The sequence below is a fragment of the Bradyrhizobium sp. genome (genome assembly GCF_019242285.1).
GTDB lineage: Bacteria > Pseudomonadota > Alphaproteobacteria > Rhizobiales > Xanthobacteraceae > Bradyrhizobium.
In genome coordinates this window covers 1-2,287 of the sequence record NZ_JAFAVV010000094.1, presented here as the reverse complement: position 1 = coordinate 2,287, position 2,287 = coordinate 1, and the positions used below count along the sequence as shown (strand labels likewise).

Below are 2,287 nucleotides of genomic sequence, written 5' to 3'. Positions count from 1 at the left end.
GTCCGCCGGTATAGTGCACGTAGCCGCCGGCGAAGTTGATGATCGAACCGGGCTGGAGCACGACGTCCCGCCCCGGATCCTGCACGAGGCCGTTGGGACGAGTTTCCGTCGTCAGGTTCACCGTGCCACCCGACGTCATCAGCTGATAGATGGTGCGGCCGACGGAACCGATGACGCCGCTGGCATCGAACAGCGGCGTGCCGACCCAGGTCGTACCGTCGCTGCGCGTTCCCGTCGCGCGAATGTCGATCCACATGGTCTGACCATAGAGCGGACCGTTGCGCTGCAGCGGCATGTCGGCGAATTCCGCCCGCGGCTGATACGAGACGTAGTTGGCGGAGACCGGAAGCACGACATCCTGCAGCCCGGCGACATCGATCGTGGCGCCGGGCTGAAGCAGGACGCGTTGCGAAGCCAGGCTCACGGCAGCCGAAATATCGGGACCGTCGAAAGACATCGTGCCGTTGATCGGCTGACCATTCGAATCCGCCGCGTAGACACCGAGCGATAGGGTGGTGACGCCCAGCCTCCCCAACTGAACGGCTCGGACATTCACGCTGCCGGCCGGAGCCGAGATCAGTGCGCTCGACCCCAGCGCCACCTCCGACTGGGCGGACAGTTCGACATAGGCCGGCGTGAAGCTCTGCACCACGCTGCTGCTCGATCCGCCGGTCCCGATCGGCAAGGTGTTGCCGTCGTCGAAGGGCAACATGCTGATGGCGCCATTCATGCTGATCGAGCCCACGGCGCGCATGATCACCATGGCGTTGCGGCTAATGCTGGTATCCGCCGAGATTACGCTGTCGCTGGTCGTCGTGACCTGAGCGCCGGTCAGCATGACGATGCCCCGCGGCGTCTCGATCAGCCCGCTGTCGGCGATGGTGCCGGTTCCCTTAGGGAACGAGGAGAAATCCAAATGGTTGCCGATAACCATAGCAAAGGGCTGAATGCGGAATTCGGTGCCACGGAAGCTGGTGCCGTTCGGGACGACGTTGCTCGGATACTGGAAGAAGCCATTCGGGACCAGCTCGATCGAGCGCCCCGCCACCATCGCGGCCTCGCCGGCCGGCACCGTGATGCTGCCGGCATTGGTCACGTGATTGGCGAACAGATAGACGAAGCCGGGCGAGTCAAGGCTGACGATGTCGGTGGTGATCGAGGCGCCTGCCTCGACCCTGACGTCGCCGCCGGTCAGGAGCGTGTTGGCGCCGGCGACGGGATCGAAGATCGAGAACGATTTCGGCGCGGCGATGCCCTGATCGAGAAAGAATTCGTCGCGGGTGGCGCGGTCGCTTCCGATCGCGCCGACGTCGAGTGTGGACGCAACCAGCGCATGCACGTTGATCTGGGCGCCGGCGCCAAAGATGATCCCGTTGCGGTTGATGACGTAGACGCCGCCCTTGGCATTGACCTGGCCGAGGATGGTGCTCGGGCCCATCGTCGGATCGACGCGGTTGAGCACGGTCCAGTCGGATCCGCCCTGGTTGAAATTGAGCGTCGTGTTGCGACCGACATTGAAGGTCTGCCAGTTCAGGATCGCCTTCGGCTGAAGCTGGGTGACGTCGACCACGGCCCGGCCGTTCGCGATCTGCTGGGTCGGCAACGTCGCGTTCTGCCAGAGCGTCGGATCATTGGCGATATTGGGATCGGGCATCAGCGCCCCAGTGCCGAGCCCGTCGGGAACCATGCCGGGCGACTGCACTGCCAGCGCGCGCGCGTTGCTCTGCGCATTCCGCATAGCCTGCAGCGCGGCTGCCGCACGGGACAGCGAGGTTTGGGCTTGCGCCGCGGCCGCGGCGGCCTGCGCAGCCGCCGCCTGTTGCGCCGCGACTGCGCTCGTGATCGGCGACGCCCCCTGCGCCGTGGTGCCCAGCGGCCGCGCCGCCGCTATCTGCGGCGCGAGCAGGAGTAGCGCGACCGCACTCGTTCCCGCCAGCAGCGCCCGTCGCGAACGGCCGTGCCTCGGCCGGACTTCGATCGCAACGTCCCCCATCATGACCGCGTCGCGGCGCTGCGCGTCATGGTCGCCGTCGCAATGACGCGCCAAACGAAATCCCGTCATGATCGTCTTCCCCAAAGCCCTCGCGAGGAGGGTGCGCCGACGCGTTGACGCGGCATGCGTCCCCTGCGCCATCCCTTTGGCTCTCTGGTCCCCGGCGCGGCCTGCGACCGGTCAAGAAAATTGGCTTGCTGTGATTATTTTTCCGGACGTCAGCCCAGCAGCACAATGCCGCCCGGAAGCATGGTGGCACGGGCTCCGAACACCTGCTCGATCTGGCTCACAACC

1 protein-coding gene is annotated in these 2,287 nt (G+C 65.9%); it reads right to left on the bottom strand.

From position 1 onward, the window contains the following. Positions 1-2,062: filamentous hemagglutinin N-terminal domain-containing protein (locus JOY90_RS03700; protein ID WP_291689811.1), on the bottom strand; the 2,062-nt coding region annotated here is incomplete at its 3' end. Positions 2,063-2,287 lie beyond the last annotated feature (225 nt).